This is a genomic window from Tardiphaga sp. vice154 (genome assembly GCF_007018645.1).
In the GTDB taxonomy this organism is placed as follows: domain Bacteria; phylum Pseudomonadota; class Alphaproteobacteria; order Rhizobiales; family Xanthobacteraceae; genus Tardiphaga.
This window is the reverse complement of record NZ_CP041399.1, coordinates 2,555,884-2,577,056: the sequence shown is the minus strand read 5'-3', so window position 1 is coordinate 2,577,056 and position 21,173 is coordinate 2,555,884. Positions and strand designations below refer to the sequence as shown.

General features: G+C 64.2%; 23 protein-coding genes, 1 tRNA gene and 1 pseudogene. 10 read left to right on the top strand and 15 right to left on the bottom strand.

The window, feature by feature from the left end; all coding sequences use genetic code 11:
* A complete protein-coding gene (locus FIU28_RS12010; RefSeq protein ID WP_143576155.1) occupies positions 1-840 on the bottom strand; it encodes a hypothetical protein in 840 nt (279 codons plus the stop codon).
* A gap of 108 nt (positions 841-948) precedes the next feature.
* On the opposite strand from FIU28_RS12010, the gene FIU28_RS12005 reads away from it, so the two are divergent.
* Positions 949-1,227 (top strand): DUF3253 domain-containing protein, encoded by a 279-nt coding sequence (locus tag FIU28_RS12005; protein WP_441351288.1) that lies wholly within the window; start codon positions 949-951, stop codon positions 1,225-1,227.
* Between the two features lie 4 nt (positions 1,228-1,231).
* On the opposite strand, the gene FIU28_RS12000 is transcribed toward FIU28_RS12005, so the two are convergent.
* From FIU28_RS12000 to mgtE, 3 genes are all read right to left on the bottom strand, one after another.
* Entirely contained in the window at positions 1,232-2,035 is an 804-nt protein-coding gene (locus FIU28_RS12000; protein ID WP_143576154.1) for a YdcF family protein, read from the bottom strand.
* Between the two features lie 67 nt (positions 2,036-2,102).
* Positions 2,103-2,921, bottom strand: a complete 819-nt coding sequence (locus tag FIU28_RS11995) for an aldo/keto reductase (protein ID WP_143573189.1) — start codon at positions 2,919-2,921, stop codon at positions 2,103-2,105.
* A 12-nt stretch (positions 2,922-2,933) separates the two neighbouring features.
* On the bottom strand, positions 2,934-4,355 hold the full coding sequence (gene mgtE / locus FIU28_RS11990) for a magnesium transporter (RefSeq protein WP_143573188.1): 1,422 nt from the start codon (positions 4,353-4,355) through the stop codon (positions 2,934-2,936).
* 183 nt (positions 4,356-4,538) lie between these two features.
* Between mgtE and FIU28_RS11985 the strand changes: the two genes are divergently transcribed.
* Together FIU28_RS11985 and FIU28_RS11980 are read left to right on the top strand one after the other, a co-directional pair.
* A complete protein-coding gene (locus tag FIU28_RS11985) occupies positions 4,539-5,315 on the top strand; it encodes a polysaccharide deacetylase family protein (RefSeq protein ID WP_441351630.1) in 777 nt (258 codons plus the stop codon).
* Between the two features lie 71 nt (positions 5,316-5,386).
* Positions 5,387-6,628: a polysaccharide deacetylase family protein gene (locus FIU28_RS11980; RefSeq protein WP_143573187.1), complete on the top strand. Its 1,242-nt coding sequence runs from the start codon at positions 5,387-5,389 to the stop codon at positions 6,626-6,628.
* Between the two features lie 5 nt (positions 6,629-6,633).
* On the opposite strand, the gene FIU28_RS11975 is transcribed toward FIU28_RS11980, so the two are convergent.
* Entirely contained in the window at positions 6,634-7,005 is a 372-nt protein-coding gene (locus FIU28_RS11975; RefSeq protein WP_143573186.1) for a hypothetical protein, read from the bottom strand.
* A 199-nt stretch (positions 7,006-7,204) separates the two neighbouring features.
* Here FIU28_RS11975 and FIU28_RS11970 point away from each other — a divergent pair, with 199 nt between their 5' ends.
* Entirely contained in the window at positions 7,205-8,020 is an 816-nt protein-coding gene (locus tag FIU28_RS11970; RefSeq protein ID WP_143573185.1) for a potassium channel family protein, read from the top strand.
* Positions 8,021-8,074: 54 nt separating this feature from the next.
* On the opposite strand, the gene FIU28_RS11965 is transcribed toward FIU28_RS11970, so the two are convergent.
* Positions 8,075-8,159, bottom strand: a tRNA-Leu gene (locus tag FIU28_RS11965).
* Between the two features lie 98 nt (positions 8,160-8,257).
* On the bottom strand, positions 8,258-8,545 hold the full coding sequence (locus tag FIU28_RS11960) for a FliM/FliN family flagellar motor switch protein (protein ID WP_143576152.1): 288 nt from the start codon (positions 8,543-8,545) through the stop codon (positions 8,258-8,260).
* 20 nt (positions 8,546-8,565) lie between these two features.
* Here FIU28_RS11960 and lipB point away from each other — a divergent pair, with 20 nt between their 5' ends.
* A complete protein-coding gene (lipB, locus tag FIU28_RS11955) occupies positions 8,566-9,294 on the top strand; it encodes a lipoyl(octanoyl) transferase LipB (RefSeq protein ID WP_143573184.1) in 729 nt (242 codons plus the stop codon).
* A 542-nt stretch (positions 9,295-9,836) separates the two neighbouring features.
* Here lipB and FIU28_RS11950 read toward each other — a convergent pair.
* Positions 9,837-10,136, bottom strand: coding sequence for an acylphosphatase (locus FIU28_RS11950; protein ID WP_143573183.1), 300 nt, complete (start codon positions 10,134-10,136; stop codon positions 9,837-9,839).
* Positions 10,137-10,316: 180 nt separating this feature from the next.
* On the opposite strand from FIU28_RS11950, the gene FIU28_RS11945 reads away from it, so the two are divergent.
* The gene (locus tag FIU28_RS11945; RefSeq protein WP_246660996.1) at positions 10,317-11,297 is read left to right on the top strand and encodes a DUF4268 domain-containing protein; all 981 of its coding nucleotides are present in this window, start codon (positions 10,317-10,319) and stop codon (positions 11,295-11,297) included.
* 22 nt (positions 11,298-11,319) lie between these two features.
* Here the strand turns inward: FIU28_RS11945 and FIU28_RS11940 are convergent.
* From FIU28_RS11940 to FIU28_RS11925, 4 genes and pseudogenes are all read right to left on the bottom strand, one after another.
* Positions 11,320-11,445: pseudogene (locus tag FIU28_RS11940) on the bottom strand (acylphosphatase); the annotation flags it as partial.
* On the bottom strand, positions 11,442-12,311 hold the full coding sequence (locus FIU28_RS11935) for an isocitrate lyase/PEP mutase family protein (protein ID WP_143573181.1): 870 nt from the start codon (positions 12,309-12,311) through the stop codon (positions 11,442-11,444). The gene FIU28_RS11935 and the pseudogene FIU28_RS11940, both read right to left, overlap by 4 nt.
* A complete protein-coding gene (locus tag FIU28_RS11930) occupies positions 12,308-14,323 on the bottom strand; it encodes an acetyl-CoA carboxylase biotin carboxylase subunit (RefSeq protein WP_143573180.1) in 2,016 nt (671 codons plus the stop codon). Before FIU28_RS11930 ends, FIU28_RS11935 begins: the two co-directional genes overlap by 4 nt.
* A gap of 346 nt (positions 14,324-14,669) precedes the next feature.
* Positions 14,670-15,245: a hypothetical protein gene (locus FIU28_RS11925; protein ID WP_143573179.1), complete on the bottom strand. Its 576-nt coding sequence runs from the start codon at positions 15,243-15,245 to the stop codon at positions 14,670-14,672.
* A gap of 378 nt (positions 15,246-15,623) precedes the next feature.
* On the opposite strand from FIU28_RS11925, the gene FIU28_RS11920 reads away from it, so the two are divergent.
* A complete protein-coding gene (locus FIU28_RS11920; protein ID WP_143573178.1) occupies positions 15,624-16,283 on the top strand; it encodes a peroxiredoxin in 660 nt (219 codons plus the stop codon).
* A 180-nt stretch (positions 16,284-16,463) separates the two neighbouring features.
* Here the strand turns inward: FIU28_RS11920 and FIU28_RS11915 are convergent, their stop codons facing one another.
* Positions 16,464-16,865: a DUF2177 family protein gene (locus tag FIU28_RS11915; protein WP_143573177.1), complete on the bottom strand. Its 402-nt coding sequence runs from the start codon at positions 16,863-16,865 to the stop codon at positions 16,464-16,466.
* 127 nt (positions 16,866-16,992) lie between these two features.
* Here FIU28_RS11915 and FIU28_RS11910 point away from each other — a divergent pair, with 127 nt between their 5' ends.
* Positions 16,993-18,450: a cryptochrome/photolyase family protein gene (locus FIU28_RS11910; RefSeq protein WP_143573176.1), complete on the top strand. Its 1,458-nt coding sequence runs from the start codon at positions 16,993-16,995 to the stop codon at positions 18,448-18,450.
* An 11-nt stretch (positions 18,451-18,461) separates the two neighbouring features.
* On the opposite strand, the gene FIU28_RS26960 is transcribed toward FIU28_RS11910, so the two are convergent.
* Positions 18,462-18,707 carry a hypothetical protein gene (locus FIU28_RS26960; RefSeq protein WP_210245501.1) on the bottom strand — a complete coding sequence of 82 codons (246 nt, stop codon included), beginning with the start codon at positions 18,705-18,707 and terminating at the stop codon, positions 18,462-18,464.
* A gap of 52 nt (positions 18,708-18,759) precedes the next feature.
* Here FIU28_RS26960 and FIU28_RS26955 point away from each other — a divergent pair, with 52 nt between their 5' ends.
* A complete protein-coding gene (locus FIU28_RS26955) occupies positions 18,760-18,927 on the top strand; it encodes a hypothetical protein (protein WP_210245500.1) in 168 nt (55 codons plus the stop codon).
* 140 nt (positions 18,928-19,067) lie between these two features.
* Here FIU28_RS26955 and FIU28_RS11900 read toward each other — a convergent pair whose 3' ends face one another.
* Complete coding sequence (locus tag FIU28_RS11900; protein ID WP_143573174.1) at positions 19,068-19,940, bottom strand: DMT family transporter; 873 nt, start codon at positions 19,938-19,940, stop codon at positions 19,068-19,070.
* 99 nt (positions 19,941-20,039) lie between these two features.
* Here FIU28_RS11900 and FIU28_RS11895 point away from each other — a divergent pair, with 99 nt between their 5' ends.
* The gene (locus FIU28_RS11895; RefSeq protein ID WP_143573173.1) at positions 20,040-21,167 is read left to right on the top strand and encodes an S-(hydroxymethyl)glutathione dehydrogenase/class III alcohol dehydrogenase; all 1,128 of its coding nucleotides are present in this window, start codon (positions 20,040-20,042) and stop codon (positions 21,165-21,167) included.
* The last annotated feature ends 6 nt before the right edge of the window (positions 21,168-21,173 follow it).

Genomic DNA, 21,173 nt, shown 5'->3' with positions numbered 1-21,173 from the left:
TCAGCCGGCGAAATCCTGCGGCGTGAAGGGGACGTCGAGCACCTTCCACTCGTCGTATTTGTCAGCGGGCAGCATCGCGTAAGGCTGGCACTTCTGCAGCGCCTGCATCGCGGCCTGCATCAGGAGTGGACCTTTCATCGAGGCACTGGCCTCGATCAGCGTCGGCGCCATTGTCAGGCTGCCATCCGGCGCAAAGAACGCGCGCAGCACGATCCGCACCTTGTCGGTGCGCGCCACCTCGGCCGGCAGCTTCGAACAGGATCGCAGATGGCGGCGGAACGCGGCGATATCCAGCGGCTCGATGTCCGCCTTGTCGGTCGCCAGCGCCCCGCCATTGCCGTCCGGCAGGCCGAGCTGCACGCCGTATTTGACCGTGATGTCAGGCTCGACCGTCGGTGATGCGGCCTGTGCCGGGGCCGGCGGCGGCGGCTGCAGTGCCGCCTGCTGCTGCATCGGCGCGGGCGGGCTCGCCGGCTTCGGCGGTTCGGCCGGCGGCGCGGCGGCGGCAGCCGCCCTCTGCTGCGCGGCCGGCGTCGGAGGCGGTTTCTGCGCGACCGGCTGCTGCGTTTTGCTTTCATCGAGCGTCGGCTTGTCCAGATCCGGCAGCCTGAACTCCGGCGTCGGCGGCGGCGGCTTGGGCGGCTCGGCCGCAGGTGTCGGCATTTCCGCTGCCTTTTCGACCGCAGCCACCTGTTCGGGCGTCACGACATCGACGGCGATGTTCGCCGTCACCGACGGATCGAACGGTCGCGCGTCGGCGAAGAAGACACTCACCGCCAAAGCGATGTGACCGATCACCGAAAGGGCGACGGCCGCGCGGATCAGGTGCCGTGGTTCCATGGCGATCAAATGGGTCTCTGCAACGCAACGCTGGGGGACAACCATAACGCCGGTGACCGCACTGTACCACGCCTTGCGCAGGCCGGGACGATGCGGCATGGCATGGAGATGTCCGAACCCCGATCCCCCGATTCCCCGACCGCCGCTTCCACCCTGGAAGACTCCATCCTCGATGTGCTGTCGCGCGGCACCGGCACGCTGAGCGCGCCCGAGATTGCCCATGCCATCACGCCGGAGGGCGACTGGCACTCGCTGTTGATGCCGATCCGCCGCGCGGCGGTGCAATTGGCGCTGGCCGGACGGCTGGTGATCTACCGCAAGGGCAAGCCGGCCGATCCCAACGACTTCCGCGGCGTCTACCGCCTCGGCCTGCCGCGGCAGGACTGAGCCGTCATCGCTTGACCGGCCCCGGATACAGCGCCGAGCTGCGGCCCGTCAGCCAGTAACCGAGCAGCCCCGTCCATTCGTGAATCGCGGTGTCGGTGCGCGACAGGCCGGCCGGCAGCGTGTCGAACGGCATCCCGGCAGCGACCCAGCCGCGGGTACGCCAGTCCACCGGATAGGCCTCGACGTCGAAGCCGGCGGCCCGGAACGCGCCGATCGAGCGCGGCATGTGGAAGGCCGAGGTCACCAGCAGCCAGCGCTCGCCGGGCTTCGGCATCAACATGCGCCGCGTGAAAACGGCGTTCTCGTCGGTGGTGCGCGAACCGCCTTCCAGCGTGATGCGATCCGCGGCAACGCCGAAACGCTCAAGCCATTCGCCGGCAATCGGCGCCTCCGGGAGACCGTTCTCGATCAGGTTGCCGCTGCCGCCCGAAAACACGATCCGCGCCTTGGGAAAGCGTTTTGCCAATTCAACCGCGCCGGTCATGCGCTCGTTGGCGCTATTCATCTCGACCATGCCGCGCGCGGCCGATGTCTCCTGGTCGATCGCGCCGCCCAGCACGATGATGCCGTCGGGATCCCGGCCATCCGCCTGCCACGCCGGAAACCGCTCCGTCAGCGTCAGCATCAGGACGTTGCCGGCCGGCGAATAGCCGAACACCAGCAGCAGCAGGATGCCGAAGGTCAGCGTCAGCGATCCCGACCGCTGGCGTTGCAGCAGCAACAAAAGCGCCCCGATCGCGCAGACCACGGCGATCGCATTGGACGGCGTCGCGAAGAAGCCGAGGATTTTCGACAGCGAGAAGAACATCGGATCGGCCAATTGGTGAAAGACCGCCCTGCATGGGCGATCGGCGCCACAAGATCAACCGGACGCGTCAGTCCCATTTCGGCGCGAAGCCGAAATCGGTGAGCCGTCCGCCATCATTGGCCAGTGCCGAAATCTCAGCCATCTCGGCGTCATCTAGCGTGAAATCGAAGATCTCGATGTTCTCGGACAATCGCTCGATCTTCGAGCTCCGCGGAATCGCTACCACGTCCTGCTGCACCAGCCAGCGCAGGCAGACCTGGGCTGCTGACTTGCGATGCGCCGCACCGATCCGCGTCAGCACCGCGTCGGACTTGATGTGGCCCTTGGCGATCGGGCTGTAGGCGACCAGCGCCATGCCGGCCTTCGCGCAGGCGTCGCGCACCTTGGTCTGGTCGAGATAGGGATGATACTCGACCTGGTCGCACACCAGCGGCTGCGGACACAGCGCCACCGCTTCCTCGATCAGCCCCACGGTGAAGTTGGACACGCCGATGTGCCGGGCCAGGCCCAGCTCCTTGGCATGCGCCAGCGCGCCGAGCGTCTCAGCGAGAGGCACATGCGCGTTGGGCCAGTGAAGCAGCAACAGATCGACGTCGGACATCCGCAGCCGGACCAGGCTCTCCTTGGCGGAGCGCAACAGATCGTTCGGCGCAAAATGCGTGGTCCAGACCTTGGTGGTGACGAAGACGTCGTCGCGCTTCACATGCGAGGAGCGCAAGCCTTCGCCGACCTCGCGCTCGTTCTCATAGACCTGCGCGGTGTCGATATGGCGATAGCCGAGCCGCAGCGCCTGCTCGACGACGCGCGCGCAGACCCGGCCGCGCAATTCCCAGGTCCCGAGCCCGATGGACGGAATGCGCGCGCCGTTGGCTTCGACGTAAAGCATGGGGGCCTCCTGCTACTTAAGCCCGAACCATAGCGTAGCGATGCCGAGGAAGGAAAAGAACCCGACGACGTCGGTCACGGTGGTCACGAAGGTGCCGGACGCCACCGCCGGATCGGCCTTGACCTTCTCCAGCACCATCGGGATCAGGATGCCGCCCAGCGCGCCGGCGACCATGTTGACCAGCATCGCGAGCCCGATCACGACGCCGAGCGCCGGGATCTTGAACCAGGCCACCGCGGCGATGCCGGTAATCACCGCGAAGGCGATGCCGTTCATCAGACCGACGAGGCCTTCGCGGATGACGATGCGGCTGGCATTGTTGGAGGTCAGTTGCCGCGTCGCCAGCGCGCGCACCGCCACTGTCATGGTCTGCGTCGCCGCATTGCCGCCCTGGCTGGCCACGATCGGCGCCAGCACCGCGAGCGCGACCATCTGTTCGAGCTGGCCCTCGAACAGGCCAAGCACCGAGGAGGCCAGAAACGCGGTGGCGAGATTGATGATCAGCCAGTTGAAGCGGCCCTTGGCGATCGACCAGAAATTGTCGGACAATTCTTCGTCGGAGGTGACGCCGCCCAGCGCTTTGAGGTCCTCGTCGGCCTCCTCCTCGATGACGTCGACGACGTCGTCGATCGTAATGACGCCGACAAGACGGTTGTCGATATCGACCACCGGGGCCGCGACCAGATTATATTTGCCGAACAGCCGCGCCACCTCCTCCTGGTCGTCATTGACAGAGACGCGGCGGCGGTCCTCGTCGATCAGGTCGGCGAGCGGGATCGGGCGCCGCGACCGCAGCAGCGCATCGAGCGACACCGCGCCCTGCCAGCGCTGCCACTGATCGACGGCATAGATTTCATAGAACCGGTCCGGCAGGTCCGGGGTTTCGCGCATGTAGTCGATGGCCTGGCCGACGTTCCAGTCCGGCGGCACCGAGATAAAATCGGTCTGCATCCGCCGGCCGGCCGAATTTTCCGGGTAGTCCAGGCTGCGCTCCAGCGCGACGCGCTCGGACGGCGGCAGCTTGTCGAGGATCTCGTCCTGGTCTTCCTCGTCCATGCCCTCGAGCAACTCGACGGCATCGTCGGAATCCAGCTCGCGGACGCCCTCGGCGACGGTCGCGGGTTCCAGCTCCTCGAGCAGTTCCTCGCGCACGGAATCATCGACTTCGTTGAGCGCCGAGAAGTCGAAATCGTCACCGGTCAGCTCGATCAGGCTGACGCGGTCGTGAGGCTGTAGCGCCGAGACCAGGTCGCCGAGATCGGCCTCGTGCAGTTCGCCGACGATCTCCTTGAGGAAGGCGGTATCGACGGATTCGATCGCCTTGGCGACGATCTCGACGAACTCCGCGCGCAGCTCGCCTTCGGCGTCGCGCATCGGATGGCGGTCGAGCGCCGACATCGCTGCGGGGTCGGCGAGCTCCAGATTATCGGCCATGCCGTCCCTCGCCTGTTTAAATTTTGATGTCAGACCCGACGCATCTTGCAACGAAATGCGCTATCCAGCGATATCGGTTGAATCCGGACCTGCATGAGGCATTACCCAATGGGCAATGCACCGCGCAATCGGAAATGTGCGGCTCGCTCGATCAGCGGCCGGGAAAGTGTTGGGAACGTGTTGTTGAAGGCTGCCGTCGTCGCGCTGATTGCCAGCACCGTTGTGGCCCAGGCTGCCGCGTGTCCCCGGCCCGACAAAGGCGGCACCGCCCGGGTGCTGACGGTCGATCCAGCAGCCTATCCCCGCGTTGGCCTGCAGAGCTTCGCGCAAACGCTGCCGCTGCAGGATCGCGAGGTGGTGCTGACCTTCGACGACGGTCCGAACCCGGCCACGACGAGCAGGATCCTCGATGCGCTGAAGGCCGAATGTATGCAGGCGACGTTCTTCCTGATCGGGCAGAACGCGGTCGCGCATCCCGCGCTGGTGAAGCGGATCGCGGCCGAGGGCCACAGCATCGGGCATCACTCCTTTGCGCACCCCAATCTCGGCCTTGTCAGTCATGCCGAGGCCGTCGCGCAGATCGACCGTGGCATCAGTGCCGACGAGCTGGCCCTGAACGGCCGCGCCACCACGGTGCCGAGTACGCCATTTTTCCGCTTCCCGTACTTCCAATCGACGCCGGCGCTGCTCGACGTGCTGCAGTCGCGCGGAATAGCCGTGTTCGGCGCCGATTTCTGGGCCAGCGACTGGAACAAGATGACGCCCGATCAGGAACAGGCGCTGGTAACCGGGCGGCTGAAGGTCGCGGGCCGCGGCATTATCCTGTTCCACGATACAAAGGCGCAAACCGCCGCGATGATGCCTGATTTCCTGCGCTATCTCCGCGAGAACCACTACCGGGTTGTGCATGTCGTCGCATCGGTGCCGCGCCAGTCCGCCGGCCCGGTGACGCCGAAGTGACCGCAGGTTAAGCCGGCGTTCACCCTGTTGCCCCTACTTTCCTTTTTGATTTCAATACATTTGGTGTGTGGATGGCTTGTGCCTCATTTCGAGTAACCGCCCTGGTGGGCTTCGGCCTGCTCGGCTTCGCGGGCTCGTCCGCTCAGGCCGCCAACTGCCCCGGCAATCCCGACGCGCTCGGCACCTCCCGGACCATCGTCGTCGATCCCCGCGAGCATCCGCGGATCGGCACCATGCAGTATTCGAAAACGCTGCCGCTGGAAGACCACGAGGTGGTGCTGACCTTCGATGATGGCCCGATCCCGAAACACAGCAACGCCATTCTGGCGATTCTGGCCCAGCAGTGCATCAAGGCGACGTTCTTCGAGGTCGGCCGCATGGCGCAGGAACATCCGGAAGGCGTGCGCAAGCTGATCGCCGCCGGCCACAGCGTCGGGACCCACACGCAAAACCATCCGCTGACCATGAACCGGCTGCCGATCGAAGCCGCACAAAAGGAAATCGACGACGGTATCGCCTCGGTGACGGCGGCGCTCGGCGATCCCGCGCTGCTGTCGCCATTCTTCCGGGTCCCCGGACTGTTGCGGGCGGGCATCGTCGAGGACTATCTGGCGTCCAGGGGCATCCAGACCTGGAGCGCCGATTTCCCCGCCGACGACTGGCGCCACGTCTCGTCCACGACCGTGCATGACCTTGCGATCTCGCGCCTCAAGGCCAAGGGCAAGGGCATCCTGCTGCTGCACGACATCCAGCCGCGCACGGTCGCCGCCCTGCCCGGCATTCTTGCCGACCTGAAAGCCGGCGGCTTCCGCATCGTCCATGTGGTAGCCGCGACGGCCACGCTGCCGAAGACCCCGACGACGCCGCAGCAGTGGCAGATGTATCCGACCTCGCCGACGGTTGCGATTTCGCGCTGGCAGAAGGTGCCCTCCTTCGCCTACGCGCATCTCGACATGCTGCCGGCGCCGGCGATGTCCGCCTCCGACCAGACGCTGTCGTTTCCGGAAACCCGCCGCCGCCTCCGCGGCGAAGCCCCGCTCACCGCGCCATGGCCGCGTGAACTGTCGTTGCAGGCAATGACCGCCCGGGCGACTCTGCCGGTACCGTCAAAGAGCCTGTTCGAAATCATGGAGCGTCGCAGCGCGCCGATCACGGCGCTGGTGCGGCTGCCGCATCATGCCCAGGGGCAGCAGGGCTCCGACGCCGTGGCCCGACCGATCACGATCGAGGCCAGCGCGGCCCGCCGCGCCATTCCCGGCAGCATGCCAGTGACGCAGCCGGGCCTGCAGCCGGGTCCGCACGCCTTCCGCTAGCGCGGTCAGGACACGATCTTGGCTATGCACAGCACCACGATGATCCCGAGGAACAGCAGGTCGATATAGGACTTAATCTCGCCGGCCTGGCGCTGTTCGACCACTTCCTTGACGATCAGCTTGCGCGAGGCCACCGCCGACGGCCCTTCCAGCGACAGCCCGCCAAGACGGCGGGTCTCCAGCTCCAGCCGCTCGATGCACTTGAAGAAGTAGAACGTGCGCAGCGCCGACACCGCGCGCATCACCGCATAGGCCAGCACCAGCGCCGCGATAATGGTGCGCTGCTGATATTCGGCGATAAAGTTCAGGCTGAAATAGACCAGCGCCAAAAACGCGAAGTTGGACGTAAAACGATAGGCATAGCTGAGAAATTTCATGGTCGCTCCGGCCCATCAAGGCGATCCGCGGGCCATCCGCGGCGTCGCGGCGTTGCTAGCTTGAACTCGTTACCGAGGCTTGAAGGTATTATACGGCATGTAGCGTAACGCCCACTTGTGCACGGTTCTATCGCCGCCGGCCTGTCTCGTCTGCCATTATTGCGTCACGTCCCGGCTGACCCCGATCCAGAGTAGCACCATGTCCGAAACGTCTGCGAGCCATATCGAGCCCGGCAGCACAGCCTTCCACCGGTTACGGCTGCGGATGCGCCTTCTTTATGAGGGCCGCGATGCGCAGACCCGCTGGTTTCTCTATGGATTGCTGGCGTTCGATTTCGTCTCGATGCTGTTCATCATCGCGACCTCGTTCCTGCCGCGCAGCGACATGATCCGCGCGGTAGACCTCGGCTTCGGCGTCATCTTCCTGATCGAATTCGCGGCGCGCTTCATGGCGATCCGGCGGCCGCTGCGCGAATTGCTGCGCTTCACCACCTGGACCGATGTCGCCGTGATCGGCTCGCTGCTGGCGTCCGCCAGCGGCGAGGCGGCCGGCTTCCTGCGCGTGCTACGCACGCTGCGGCTGCTGCGCACCTTCAGCGTGGTCCAGCATCTGCGCCGCGACAGCCCGCTGTTTCGCCGCCACGAGGACCTGATCACCGCGCTGGCCAATCTGTCGGTGTTCATTTTCGTGATGACCGGCGTGGTCTACGAGACCCAGCGCCACAGCAATCCGCAGATCGTCAACTATGCCGACGCGCTGTATTTCACGGTCACGGCGCTCACCACCACCGGCTTCGGCGACATCACCCTGCCCGGCACCATGGGCCGGCTGATCACCGTGGCGATCATGATCTTCGGGGTGACGCTGTTCCTGAACCTGGCGCGCGTGCTGTTCAGCCCGGCCAAGGTGCGATTCCGCTGCCCGGACTGCGGATTGCAGCGCCACGACGCCGACGCGGTCCACTGCAAGGCCTGCGGAAAACTGCTGAACATCCCGGATGAAGGGCTTGTGTGACCCGACCCGGAGTTCACACCAGAAATTTCAATTATATCAATGTGATGAGGTGTGTGGTGCGCTCGGAGGGACTCGAACCCCCACCCTGTTACGGACTGCCACCTCAAGGCAGCGCGTCTACCAATTCCGCCACGAGCGCTAAAGAGTCCGGCGAGGGCTTTCGCCAACCGGATCAACCGGCGCCGATGTAACAAAACAATGATGGGGGGACAAGGCCCGATGCGAGATTGCCGCCACCTATCTGTGTTCAGAGGTCCTGGGCAGCATCTGCTTGACTTCGACCGCGATCCGGTTGCGGTTGACCTGCACGACGCCGGAGGCGATCGGCAGGTTGTTGGCGAGGATTTTCACCTCGTCCTGCTCGCTGGCGTCGAGTTCAATGATGGCGCCGCGGCTGAGCCGCATCACCTGATGCACAGGCATCGAGGTGGTCCCGAGGACCACCATGATGTCGACCGTAATTTTATCGAGGGTTGGCACGCGGGCCCCGCAGTCACAGATGCAAGATTGCACTAAATTCGACATCACCATCTTATGGTTACCCAATGGTTAACGACCGAAACACCCTCGATATCCAGCCGTTTTTACGCGGCGATGACGGCCCCGCGGTGGAATGGCGGGTGTCGGACACGCCGATTCCCTATCCCGAAGCTGTCGCGGAGATGGAATCGCGCGCCGCTTCCATCGCCGACGGCACCGCGCCGGAACTGGTCTGGCTGCTCGAACATCCGCCGCTGTACACCTCCGGCACATCGGGCAAGCCCGGCGATCTGCTGGATGCACGTTTTCCGCTGTTCGAGACCGGCCGCGGCGGCCAGCTGACCTATCACGGCCCCGGCCAGCGCATCGCCTATGTGATGCTCGACCTCAAGGCGCGGCGGCCGGACGTGCGCGCTTACGTCGCCTCGCTGGAGCAATGGATCATCCGGACGCTCGCCGCCTTTAACGTCCGCGGCGAGCGCCGCGAGGACCGCGTCGGCGTCTGGGTGACCCGGCCCGACAAGGGTGATGGCCATGAGGACAAGATCGCCGCGATCGGCGTCCGGCTGCGGCGCTGGGTGTCGTTTCACGGCATCTCGATCAATGTCGAACCGGACCTCGGCCATTTCCAGTCGATCGTGCCCTGCGGCATTGTCGATCCGCGCTTTGGGGTCACCAGCGTGGTCGATCTCGGCCTGCCGGTGAGCATGGAAGATATCGACGTCGCATTGCGGCAGGCGTTCGGCGAGGTGTTCGGTGAAACCGGCACGCGTGTGCCGGAAACGCTGGTGTAAGCGCGCGGTTGTCCTTTGTTAGTCTCTCCTGTTCCGGGAAAGATGAAGATCCGCACTCGCGGCAAATTCCGATCTGAATGTCAAACAGCCGAGCGGTCTCGTTCTCGCGGCGCCAGTGGCGTCCGAGCTGTGAGCAGTTCTCCCCTCCAGACATGAGGGGAGCGGCGCGCCGTCAGGCGCGGTTGTGGTGGTTGGGACGCGGTCCATCTTGCGATGGATCGCGGCGCCTGCGGGCGCGCCACCGCGGTGGTTTTTGGCCGGGGGACCGTGCTTCCGGGGACCTGGTGCGGTTCGGGCCTCAGCCCGCGCCCGGCGGTTTCCCGCCGTCACCTATCCCGCGTCCAGCCGACAAAGAGCGGCAGAGCCCCGTAATAGGCCCGGACGGCGACCCCCGGCCTCCCGGGGTGTGCTTGCGAGGCACACGCGCAGGACACCGCCTCCGGCTCCACTATCAGACGCCTCATGACAGCGCCCCTCGTCGAACCGGACAAGAGGACTATATGCCGCTATAGGATTTTTGTCAATTGACGGCGCAACCGCCGTCAGAGCGTCGGCAGCACCGAGAAATCTTCGCCGGCGTTCCGGAGGTTCAGCATGTCGGCGCCGGCCTCCGTCGCCGCGACCGTATCGACGCGCGCGTGGCTCGGGCCGCGGCGACAGTGCTCGATCATCTGCTCGACGATATCGACAGGCCCTGCGAGCACCGCCTCGACGCTCCCGTCGCGGCGATTGCGGACCCAGCCTTCGAGGCCGAGGCCGTCGGCGGTGTGGGCAACCCATGCGCGATAGCCGACGCCCTGCACGCGACCGCGGATCGTGACGTGCCGGATCGTATCGCTCATGGCTTGCTCAATCCCAGAAATTCGCCGTAGCGCTGCCGCACCAACGCGGCGCGCGTCACCCAGTCGAGCAAGCACCTCGTAGGCGCGCGCCCGTGCGTTAGATCAACAATTGACCAAACAGAAAAATTTTCCTTATGTCTCAACTTCATATGTCAGCGAATTCGACGGCCGGTGAACATCATGTTGGAACTAGGTGCGATAGTAAATCTGCCGCTCAGAGACGTTTGGTCCGGAGAGGCTACGCATTTTACGCCATGGCTTGCGCAAAACTTAGACGTATTAGCCCAAAAGTTGGGGATGGATCTCGAATTAGAAAGCACGGAAGCATCTGCGGGAGATTTTTCTGCTGACATTATAGCGAGAGACCTCTCTACAAATCATCTGGTGGTTATTGAAAATCAGTTTGGGAACACAGACCATCGCCACTTAGGGCAATTAATCACGTATTCTTCTGTCCTCGGTGCAGGTGTTGTCGTTTGGATTGCTGAGAGCATTCGATCGGAGCACAAATCCGCGATAGATTTCCTAAACCAGAATTTAAAGGAGAGCCTCAGGTTATACGCTTTAGAAGCCTCGGTCATACGGATTGACAACTCGAAGCCGGCCTTCGTGCTGAGCGTCGTATCGCGACCGACGGAAGTTGCAGCCACGACGCCAGAGGGCGCACAACCGATTTCCGAAACACGTGAAAGATACAGAGAATATTTTCAAGCTCTCATCGACGAGCTTCGCGAAAAGCACCATTTCACTAATGCAAGAGCTGGACAGCCGCAAAACTGGTACACTTTTGCCTCCGATAATTCGCGAATTTATAAGTATGGCACCAGCTTTGCCAACGGCGATCGAGTCCGCGTAGAGACCTACCTCGACTGCGGAGACAAAGGTAAGAACGAGCGACTTTTTGATTGCCTTTACAGTCAAAAGGAGGAGATAGAAAACGAGTTCGGCTCGACCTTGAGCTGGGAGCGCCTCGACGAGAAAAGAGCCTGCCGTATCGCCACATATCACGATGGTGGTATTGATGCGGACTCCGAAGAACTTCTAAAGATTCAGCAGTGGGCAATCTTAAGTATGTTGAAGTTCAAATCTGTTTTTCCTGCTCGCATTGAAAAGTGCCTTAAGCAGATTGACAGTTCAGAGCCCCCGATATCCTACGCTTAAGTCAGCCACGCCGTGATAGGATGCCGTCGCGGCGGTTGCGGACCCAGCCTTCTAGGCCGAGGTCGTCAGCGGTGTGGGCAACCCATGCGCGATAGCCGACGCCCTGCACGCGGCCCTTGACGGTGACGTGCCGGATCGTATCGCTCATGATTTCTTCAGGCCGAGGAAGTCGCCGCCGCGCTGCTTCACCAAGGCTGCGCGCGTCACCCAGTCCAGCAGATCCGACGACGCCAGACCAGGCAGATCCTTTGGCGCTACGCCATCGCGGATCGCCGTCAGCGTGGCGAACACCGCCTGCGTCGCCGCGGCGATCGGCGCGTGGCCCTGCACGGCAATGCGGACGCGCTGGCGGGCGAGGAAGTCCCAATCGGTGATGTCGTCGGTCAATCCGCCCAGCACGATCGGAAGCGTCGTCGCCGCGGCAATGGTTTCGAGTTCGGCCCGCGTCTTTACGCCGGTGAACATCAGCGCGTCGGGGCTCTGCGCCTCATAGGCCCGCGCTCGCGCGATGGCGTCGTCGATAGAGGCGATGGAGGCAGCGCCGGTGCGTGCCACGATCACCAGCGAAGAATCGCGCCGCGCCTCGAGCGCGGCCCTGATCTTGCCTACGCCTTCCTGCAGCGCAATCAGTTGCGGCTTCGCCTCGCCATAGGCGGCCGGAAGCTGCGTGTCCTCGATGGTCAGGCCGGCGGCGCCCGCCATCTCCAATTCCTGCACGGTGCGGCGGACGTTCATGGCATTGCCGTAGCCATGATCGGCATCGACCAGCACCGGCAACGCCGCGGCGCGCGACATCCGCCGCATCTGCTCGGCCAGCTCGGACAGCGTGATCAGTGCGATATCGGGATCGCCGAGCACCGCGAGCGAGGCCGCGGAGCCACCGAACATGCCGACCTCGAAGCCGATATCCTCCGCGATGCGCACCGAAATCGCGTCATAGACCGAAGCCGGACGCAGGCATTGCGAGCCCGACAGGATCGCGCGCAGTGCCTCGCGACGGGTACGGAAGGTCATGCGAATTCCAGGATCAGCGCGTCGACCGCGAGCGTCGCGCCGGCCGTGGCGTGGATCTTCTTGACGATGCCGTCGCGCTCGGCGCGCAGCACGTTCTGCATCTTCATCGCCTCCACGACGGCGAGCGTCTCGCCGGCCTTGATGTCCTGTCCCTCGGTGACGGCGATCGACACCACCAGGCCCGGCATCGGGCACAGCAGCTTCTTGCCGGTGTCGGCCTTGACGCCGACCGGCATCAGCCGCGCCGACGCGGCCTCAGCCTCGGTGAACACGTTGACCGCGACCTCATAGCCTTGATGCGCAAGGCGAATGCCGTTGGGGATCGGCCGCACTTGCATGGCCACCGGATGGCCGTCGATGTTGCCTTCCCAGACCGGCTGCCCCGGCGTCCAGGTCGAGGCAATCAGGTGCGCGGTGCCGACGCTGCCATCGCGCGCGACGAAGCGTACGGCAATGCCGAAATCCTCGCGCGCCACCTCCAGCACGATCTCCTCGCGCTCCAGCCACACCGCGCGGCGGCCGGCACGGAGCACCGGACGGCCGGTTAGCTGGCCGGAAATCTGCCGCTTGCGCTCGCCGATCACATGGTCGATGGCCGCGCCCACCGCAGCGATGCGGCGCGCCACCTCGCCCTCCGGCTTGCGCGCGGCAAAGCCCTTGGGGAATTCCTCGGCGATGAAGCCGGTGGAGAGATTCCCCTCGCGCCAGCGCGGGTGGCTCATCAAGGCCGACAGGAACGGAATATTGTGGCGGATGCCGTCGATATAGAAGGCATCGAGCGCGTGCGATTGCGCCTCGATGGCGGCGGCGCGCGACGGCGCGTGCGTGACCAGCTTGGCGATCATCGGATCGTAATAGATCGAGATCTCGCCGCCCTCCTGCACGCCGGTGTCGTTACGCACGGTGATGCCGTCGACGCGGCTCTCGGCGGGCGGACGGTACTTCACCAGACGGCCGATGGAGGGCAGGAAGTTGCGGAACGGGTCCTCGGCATAGACGCGGGATTCCACCGCCCAGCCGGTCAGCGTGACATCCTTCTGCGCCATCTGCAGCTTCTCGCCGGCGGCCACGCGGATCATCTGCTCCACCAGATCGACGCCGGTGATTAGTTCGGTGACGGGATGCTCGACCTGCAGACGGGTGTTCATCTCCAGGAAGTAGAAGCTCTTATCCTGGGCGGCGACGAATTCCACCGTGCCGGCGGAATCGTAGTTCACGGCCTTGGCCAATGCGACCGCCTGCTCGCCCATTTTCCGCCGGGTGGTTTCGTCCAGCAAGGGCGACGGGGCCTCCTCGATGACCTTCTGGTTGCGGCGCTGGATCGAGCATTCGCGCTCGCCGAGATAGATCACGTTGCCGTGCTTGTCGCCGAGCACCTGGATCTCGATGTGCCGGGGATCGACGATGAACTTTTCGATGAACACGCGGTCGTCGCCGAACGAGGACTTCGCCTCGGCGGTTGCCAGGCCGAAGCCCTCCTCGACTTCAGAGGTCGAGTACGCGATCCGCATGCCCTTGCCGCCACCGCCGGCGGAGGCCTTGATCATCACGGGATAGCCTATCTCGTCGGCGATCTTGATGGCGTGCTTGCCGTCGGTGATGACGCCGAGATGGCCGGGCACGGTGGAGACGTTGGCCTTGGCCGCCGCCTTCTTGGATTCGATCTTGTCCCCCATCGCGGCGATGGCGCCCGGGTTGGGGCCGATGAACACGATTCCGGCGGCTTCCAGCGCACGCGGAAACGCTTCGCGCTCCGACAGGAAGCCGTAGCCGGGATGCACAGCCTCGGCGCCGGTCTTGCGGCAGGCCTCGATGATCTTCTCGATCAGCAAATAGCTTTCACTGGCCGCCGGCGGGCCGATCAGCACGGCCTCGTCGGCCATCGCGACATGCAGCGCGTCACGGTCGGCCTCGGAATAGACCGCGACGGTCTGGATGCCCATGCGGCGGGCGGACTTGATGATGCGGCAGGCGATCTCGCCGCGATTGGCGATCAGGATACGTTTGAACATGGGATGTTACTTGCCACCTTTGAGCGGGGTCCGGCCGAGCGGGCTGACGCAATCTGGCACGCGGGAGCGGCTGTCACAATTCGGCAGACGACGAAAAGGTCGCGGCAGCAACGGACCGACCGCGGACTTTCTTGAGGCGGAATTTGCCATGCGTTCCCCTGTCATCTGATTGGGCAGACCAACCGATCTGCCATCCCGGCTTTCGCCCAAATTCGCCCTCCCCGCAACCGGATTTTGCGACGCGGCAGGGTCGCGCCAACGACCTCGCTCACCTCCCATGCGCCGCATAAACGAAAAAGGCGGGCCGAAGCCCGCCGTCGTCAAATTCGTGAGAACTGGCCTTAACTTACATGCCGATGTCGAACACCTTCGGCAAGCCGGCCATCGGCAGCGTCGCGGCGCCGACGATGGTCGCCACCAGGGTCATCAGCGTGCGGTTGTTGACGCGCTTGCCGCGCATCTGGGCGGAGATCCATTCCAGCACTTCGATGTTGACGCCGACGGCGCGGGTCGGCGCCCAGCTCTCGATTGCCGTATCCGGCGACAGCGCGACGGTGCGCGACGGCACCGGCAGGCCGGAGGCGGACGCGGCGTGGTGCACGACTGCCTTGGCGAACAGATCGTCGAACGCGCCTTCATCGCTGCGTTCGGCGGCGGCTTCGTTGATGGCGAACAACGTCTCGGCTTCGGCGCGGCTGACCGGCTCGCTGGCGACCCCGGCGGCGGTGAGGATGCGCGCACACCAGGCGGCGTCATCGGCATCGAGGGCACGGGAATAATGGATACGGCCGCGGGTGGTCGGTCCCTCACCGGTGATGACCCCATCGCGCACGATGGCGAGGGCCTGCGCCGCGCTGCGGCGGTCAAGGATCTCGGAGGTCTCGATGGCGCCGGCGACGGCGGCTGCGGGGGCGGTCAACATGGGGTCCTGCTCTTCTCTCTCGTTCTGAAGCCCAGCAATTCCATGCAGGACCTAACACTTCGTTAATAATCGTTCCCGTAGTTGCGCGCGTCGCATGAGGTTGCTTGTTTGTTACGCCGCGTCGCGTTCCGGTTCATCGGTGTCGCAACGCGGTCGGGCGGGATTGGGCCGGCCTCGCGGCAACTTCGCGGCGGCGAACGCTTAAACGTGAAGGTGATCGTTTTGTCGCAGGGGCAGCACGCGAAACAATTTGCCCACCAACCCGCTGCACAAAGAACGTGTTGTGCCTTTTTCCGGGCGGTGTTCCTTTCCGCGCCGACGTTGCCTATAAGTCGGCTGCCAAGTTCATCTTCAACTTGAATGACATGAGGCCGACCTATGACCCTGCAAATTGGCGCCGTGGCGCCTGACTTCGAAGCCGAGACCACTGCCGGCCGCATCAAATTCCACGACTGGATCGGCGACAGCTGGGCGATGCTGTTCTCGCATCCGAAGGACTTCACCCCCGTGTGCACCACCGAGCTCGGCGCGCTGGCCAAGCTACAGCCGGAGTTCGACCGTCGCGGCGTCAAGCTGATCGGGCTCAGCGTCGATCCCGTCACCAAGCACTCGCTGTGGGTCGAGGACATCAAGGAGACGCAAGGGTACGGCCCGACCTTCCCGATGATCGGCGACACCGACCTCAACGTCTCCAAGCTCTATGACATGCTGCCGGCCGCCGTCTCCGGCGACGCCAACAGCCGCACCGCCGCCGACAACGCCACCGTGCGCAACGTGTTCGTGATCGGCCCGGACAAGAAGATCAAGCTGGTGCTGGTCTATCCGATGACCACCGGCCGCAACTTTGCGGAGATCCTGCGCGTGATCGACTCGTTGCAGATGACCGCCAAGCACCGCGTCGCCACCCCGGCCGACTGGCAGCAGGGCGAGGACGTCATCATCGCCGGCTCCGTCACCGACGAGGAAGCCAAGACGATCTATCCCGACGGCTGGAAAGCGCCGAAGCCGTATATCCGGATCGTGCCGCAGCCGAAGTAATTGCGGCGCATGGTCAAGAGAAAGGGCGCCCTGCCGATGCGGGGCGCCCTTTTTCATGTGCTGGTAGGGTGGGCAAAGCCGACGGGCGCGCAGCGCGCGACGGCGTGCCCACCACCATGATGAGGCGTGGACAGCTGGTGGGCACGCCGCAAGGGCGCCTTTGCCCACCCTACCCTGTCATCAAATCTTCGAGCTCACCCAGTTGGCCAGCAGCAGGCCGAGCGTCGCCGTCGTCGCCGTGACGAAGGTGCCCCAGCTGATATCGACGATGACGACGGGCCAGGTCCAGTGCTTGAGGAGCGCCAGGGCCGTCAGCTCGAAGGTCGCATAGCAGAACAAGCCGAACAGCGCGCCATACACCAGGGTCGACTGCCAGGTCGCGTCCGGTGAGCCGTTCACGAAGACCAGGATGCCGACGATGTAGAGACAGTAGAACAGAACCGCAGGCGCCATGCGGACCGGGCCCAGCATGTCGCCGACCTGCGACGAGAAGAACCCCTTGGCGATGGTGCCCAGGAAGAACAGGTCCAGCGGCAGCATGACGATGAATGTTGCCAAATAGAGAATTGCGTATCGCTTCACGACGACCTCCGGAATGTGCTTGAGCGCAAGGGACTGACTAGTTACGCACCAACAGAAACATGGTTGCAAGATACCGCAGGTATTTGAACCCTGATCGAATGTCGGAGTCGCGTGTTACATCAGAAACATGACCGATTCCTCCCCCCATATCGTCTGGTTTCGCGACGACCTTCGCCTGTCCGATCATCCTGCCCTTCATGCTGCGTCGATGAGCGGCGCGCCGGTGATCTGTCTCTATGTGCTCGACGAGGTCAGCACGGCACTCGCGCCGACCGCCCGGCCGATCGGCGGCGCCACGCGCTGGTGGCTGGCGCAATCGCTCCGTACGCTTGAGGCCAGCCTGAAACGCATCGGCGGCACGCTGGTGCTGCGCCGCGGCGCAGCGGCCGACATGATCGCGGCCGTCGCGCGCGAAGCCGGTGCCGGTCATGTGCACTGGAACGAGATTGCGCAGACCCCTCACCTCGCGGTCGCCGACGAAGTGGTCGAAGCACTGGCCGACCTCAATGTCGGCGCCCACAGCTACGCAGGCGACTTGCTGGTGACGCCGAAAGCGATCCGTACCAAGGAGGGCCGCGGCCTGCGGGTGTTCACGCCATTCTGGAAGCGCATTCTGGCGATGGGCGATCCGGCAAAGCCGCTGCCGGCACCAACGAAACTGAAGCCGGCGCCCGGCGTCGCCAGCGACAAACTGTCCGACTGGAAGCTCGAGCCGACAACGCCGGACTGGGCTTCCGGCTTGCGCGGGATGTGGACGCCCGGCGAAGCGGCCGCGCACAAGCGGCTCGATCTGTTGCTGAAGGGCGCGGTCGCCGGCTACGCGACCGACCGCGACCGGCCCGATCGCGAAGCCACGTCGCGCCTGTCGCCGCACCTCCGGTTCGGCGAGATCAGTCCGCGTCAGGTCTGGTACGCGGCGCGCTTTTCCGCTGCCGAGCAACCGAAACATGCCGCCGACATCAACAAATTCCTCAGCGAGGTCGGCTGGCGGGAGTTCTGCCGGCACCTGTTGTTCGACGTCCCGGACCTCGCCACGCGCAATCTGCAGAGCTCGTTCGATGCCTTTCCCTGGCGGCGCGACGACCGTTCGCTACTGGCCTGGCAGCGCGGACAGACCGGCTACCCGATCATCGACGCCGGCATGCGCGAGCTCTGGCACACCGGCACCATGCACAATCGCGTCCGCATGGTGGTCGCTTCCTTCCTCGTCAAACACCTCCTGATCGACTGGCGCGAAGGCGAACGATGGTTCTGGGATACACTCGTCGATGCCGACGCCGGCAGCAATCCGGCCAACTGGCAATGGGTGGCAGGCTCCGGTGCGGATGCCGCGCCCTACTTCCGCGTCTTCAATCCGATCCTTCAGGGAGAAAAATTTGACCCCGATGGAGTCTACGTCCGACGCTGGGTGCCGGAGCTGAAAGACATGCCGTCGAAGTTCATCCACCAACCCTGGAATGCTAGCCCGCTAGAGTTTGCGCGCGCGGGCGTCACGCTCGGCGAGACCTATCCGATGCCGATCGTCGAACACAAAATTGGTCGCGAGCGTGCATTGAAAGCGTATGCGACGACACGAAACAGTTGACTACACGTCGCTCACACTTCATCTGAGAAGCGAATCGGACTATCGTCAGAGAATCGATAACCTTTGGGGGATAAGATGAAAGACGACACACCGATTTTGGAGCAGATGACAGACGCCTTAAGCAGCGCTGCCGATGCGACAAAAGAAGCCGCCACTTCCTTGGTGACGAAGGTCCGCAAGGCCACCACCAAGAAAGCGGCGAAGAAGCCCGCGGCAAAGAAAGCCGTGAAGAAGTCCACCCCGAAATCTTCGGCCAAGAAATCCTCGGCGAAGAAAACCAAGAAAGCGAACAAGACAGTGGCAAAAGCAGTGAAGAAAACCGCGAAGAAGGCTCCGAAGGCCGCCAAGAAGACCGCCGCCAAGAAGGCCGTGAAGAAGACCACCGCCAAGAAGGCCGTGAAGAAGGCTGCTCCGAAGAAGGCCAAGAAGGCCGCTCCGAAGAAGGCCAAGAAGGTTGCCAAGAAGTCCAAGAAGTAAGACCCTCACAGCTCGCTGTGAAGTGAAAGCCTCCGGGTCCAAGCCCGGAGGCTTTTTCTTGGTCGGTGCTTCCTCTCCTCTCCCCACCGGGGAGCGGTGCGATGAACATGGACATCCGGTCTAAGCCAGATAGCGCTCACTCATCCCCGCCCGCGAACCACCAGCACCGCGGCGCCGCAGGCGACCATGCCGGTGATGGCGACCGCGTCGAGCGTCTCGCCGAACAGGATGTAGGCCATCAGGGCCGTCACCGCCGGCACCAGATAGAACAGGCTCGCGACCTGGCTCGAAGCCTGCCGCCGCAACAGCCAGTACAACAGCCCGACCGTGCCGATCGACAGCACCACCGCGAGCCACGACACGGCCAGCACGAACTGCATCGACCAGACGATCATGTTGCTCTCGAAGGCCCAGGCGCCGAGGCCGAGCAGCACGAGGGCGGCGAATTGCTGGATCAGGCTGCCGGCACGCCAGTCGATGCCGCCGCAGAAGCGCTTCTGGTACAGCGTGCCCAGCGTGATGCTGACCAGCGATGCCGCAGAGGCCAGCCAGCCCCAGCCGGCGTCGCCGGTGATCGGCCGGCCGTGCAGGATGAGGCCGACCCCGACGAGGCCGAGCAGCAGGCCGCCCCACTGCAGCGGCGTGACACGTTCGCCGAGGAAGCGGCTCGCCAGCGTCGAGGTCAATACGGGTTGCAGTCCGGGGATAAGCGCCGACAACCCGACCGGCACCGAATGCGCCACCGCGAGCACGGTGCCGGCGAGATACAAGCCCTGCACCAGGATGCCCGCGACGATCGAGTGGCCGACGCCGGCGCGATCCGGCCAGCGCGGTCTGATGATGGCGACCACCACCGCCATGATCGCCACTGCGAGCGCCATGCGGACCGTGAGATAGGTCAGCGGCTCTGCCCCGGTCAGCACATATTTGGTGGCGATGAAGCCGGTGCTCCACAGCAGCACGAAGACCACCGGGATCGTGCGCGCTGCAGCACTCTGAAATGTATGTTTCATTTGCCGACTGAGTTGCCCGATCCTATGCTATGCGGCAATCACGAATTGCGCGGGGCCACTCGCGGCAAACACATACCCGACCAAAGATGAGGAACCGCCATGGACGTTCGCGCCGCCGTTGCCATCGCTGCCGGCAAGCCGCTGGAGATCACCACCGTTCAGCTCGAAGGACCGCGCGATGGCGAGGTCATGATCGAGATCAAGGCGACCGGCATCTGCCACACCGACGAATTCACGCTGTCGGGTGCCGATCCCGAAGGCCTGTTCCCGGCGATCCTCGGCCATGAAGGCGCCGGCATCGTCGTCGAGGTCGGCCGCGGCGTCACCTCGGTGAAGCCCGGCGACCATGTCATCCCGTTGTACACGCCGGAGTGCCGGCAGTGCCCGTCGTGCCTCTCGCGAAAAACCAACCTCTGCACCTCGATCCGCGCCACGCAAGGCCAAGGCATGATGCCGGACGGCACTTCGCGCTTCTCGATGGAGGGAAAGCCGCTGCACCATTATATGGGCACCTCGACCTTCGCCAATTACACCGTGCTGCCGGAGATCGCGGTCGCCAAGATCCGCGAAGACGCGCCGTTCGACAAGGTCTGCTACATCGGCTGCGGCGTCACCACCGGCATCGGCGCGGTGATCAATACCGCCAAGGTCGAGCAAGGCGCCAAGGCGATCGTATTCGGGCTGGGTGGCATCGGCCTCAACGTGCTGCAGGGCCTGCGGCTCGCCGGCGCCGACATGATCATCGGCGTCGACCTCAACAACGACCGCAAGCCGTGGGGCGAGCGCTTCGGCATGACGCATTTCGTCAACCCGACCGAACTCGGCAAAGACCTTGTGCCGCACCTCATCAACATGACCAAATCAGGCGCCGACCAGATCGGCGGCGCCGATTACACCTTCGATTGCACCGGCAACGTCACGGTGATGCGGCAGGCGCTGGAAGCCTGCCACCGCGGCTGGGGTGAATCGATCGTGATCGGCGTGGCGCCGGCCGGAGCCGAAATCTCGACGCGGCCGTTCCAGCTGGTCACCGGCCGGGTCTGGCGCGGCTCGGCCTTCGGCGGCGCGCGGGGACGGACAGATGTGCCGAAGATCGTCGACTGGTACATGCAGGGCAAGATCCAGATCGACCCGATGATCACCCATGTGATGCCGCTGTCCGACATCAACAAGGGGTTTGATCTGATGAAGCAGGGCAAGTCGATCCGCGGCGTGGTGACGTTTTAAAGAAGA

What these genes read in the sequence shown, in the direction of transcription:
- FIU28_RS11960 (WP_143576152.1), bottom strand. Translation starts at nt 8,545, where the DNA reads ATGTCGAATTTAGTGCAATCTTGCATCTGTGACTGCGGGGCCCGCGTG.
- FIU28_RS11910 (WP_143573176.1), top strand. Translation starts at nt 16,993, where the DNA reads ATGACCGATTCCTCCCCCCATATCGTCTGGTTTCGCGACGACCTTCGC.
- FIU28_RS11970 (WP_143573185.1), top strand. Translation starts at nt 7,205, where the DNA reads ATGTCCGAAACGTCTGCGAGCCATATCGAGCCCGGCAGCACAGCCTTC.
- FIU28_RS11950 (WP_143573183.1), bottom strand. Translation starts at nt 10,136, where the DNA reads ATGAGCGATACGATCCGGCACGTCACGATCCGCGGTCGCGTGCAGGGC.
- FIU28_RS11980 (WP_143573187.1), top strand. Translation starts at nt 5,387, where the DNA reads ATGGCTTGTGCCTCATTTCGAGTAACCGCCCTGGTGGGCTTCGGCCTG.
- FIU28_RS11935 (WP_143573181.1), bottom strand. Translation starts at nt 12,311, where the DNA reads ATGACCTTCCGTACCCGTCGCGAGGCACTGCGCGCGATCCTGTCGGGC.
- FIU28_RS11975 (WP_143573186.1), bottom strand. Translation starts at nt 7,005, where the DNA reads ATGAAATTTCTCAGCTATGCCTATCGTTTTACGTCCAACTTCGCGTTT.
- lipB (WP_143573184.1), top strand. Translation starts at nt 8,566, where the DNA reads ATGGTTAACGACCGAAACACCCTCGATATCCAGCCGTTTTTACGCGGC.
- FIU28_RS12005 (WP_441351288.1), top strand. Translation starts at nt 949, where the DNA reads ATGTCCGAACCCCGATCCCCCGATTCCCCGACCGCCGCTTCCACCCTG.
- FIU28_RS11995 (WP_143573189.1), bottom strand. Translation starts at nt 2,921, where the DNA reads ATGCTTTACGTCGAAGCCAACGGCGCGCGCATTCCGTCCATCGGGCTC.
- FIU28_RS11945 (WP_246660996.1), top strand. Translation starts at nt 10,317, where the DNA reads ATGTTGGAACTAGGTGCGATAGTAAATCTGCCGCTCAGAGACGTTTGG.
- FIU28_RS11895 (WP_143573173.1), top strand. Translation starts at nt 20,040, where the DNA reads ATGGACGTTCGCGCCGCCGTTGCCATCGCTGCCGGCAAGCCGCTGGAG.
- FIU28_RS11925 (WP_143573179.1), bottom strand. Translation starts at nt 15,245, where the DNA reads ATGTTGACCGCCCCCGCAGCCGCCGTCGCCGGCGCCATCGAGACCTCC.
- FIU28_RS12010 (WP_143576155.1), bottom strand. Translation starts at nt 840, where the DNA reads ATGGAACCACGGCACCTGATCCGCGCGGCCGTCGCCCTTTCGGTGATC.
- FIU28_RS12000 (WP_143576154.1), bottom strand. Translation starts at nt 2,035, where the DNA reads ATGTTCTTCTCGCTGTCGAAAATCCTCGGCTTCTTCGCGACGCCGTCC.
- mgtE (WP_143573188.1), bottom strand. Translation starts at nt 4,355, where the DNA reads ATGGCCGATAATCTGGAGCTCGCCGACCCCGCAGCGATGTCGGCGCTC.
- FIU28_RS11900 (WP_143573174.1), bottom strand. Translation starts at nt 19,940, where the DNA reads ATGAAACATACATTTCAGAGTGCTGCAGCGCGCACGATCCCGGTGGTC.
- FIU28_RS11930 (WP_143573180.1), bottom strand. Translation starts at nt 14,323, where the DNA reads ATGTTCAAACGTATCCTGATCGCCAATCGCGGCGAGATCGCCTGCCGC.
- FIU28_RS11920 (WP_143573178.1), top strand. Translation starts at nt 15,624, where the DNA reads ATGACCCTGCAAATTGGCGCCGTGGCGCCTGACTTCGAAGCCGAGACC.